The organism is Arthrobacter sp. Y3221159, assembly GCF_059089885.1.
Genome location: NZ_JBNHFC010000068.1, coordinates 1 through 280, shown reverse-complemented (window position 1 = coordinate 280; position 280 = coordinate 1). Strand labels below are relative to the sequence as shown.

Here is a 280-nt window from a genome sequence, read left to right as displayed (position 1 = left end):
GGGTCCTCCCCATCTCCTGGGCCTACGTGAAGCTGATGGGCGGCCAAGGACTGACCGAGGCCACCAAGTCAGCACTGCTGGCCGCGAACTATGTCGCGTCCCGGCTGAACGAGTACTTCCCCGTGCTCTACACCGGTGAGGGCGGGTTGGTGGCGCACGAGTGCATCCTGGACCTGCGGGACTTGACCGCGAAGACCGGGATTACGGCCGAGGATGTGGCCAAGCGGCTGATCGATTTCGGTTTCCACGCCCCCACCCTGTCCTTCCCGGTGGCCGGGAC

1 pseudogene is annotated in these 280 nt (G+C 65.7%); it reads left to right on the top strand.

Annotated elements, in window-relative coordinates:
• A pseudogene (locus tag AC5RT3_RS20705) lies at positions 1-280 on the top strand (hypothetical protein); the annotation flags it as partial.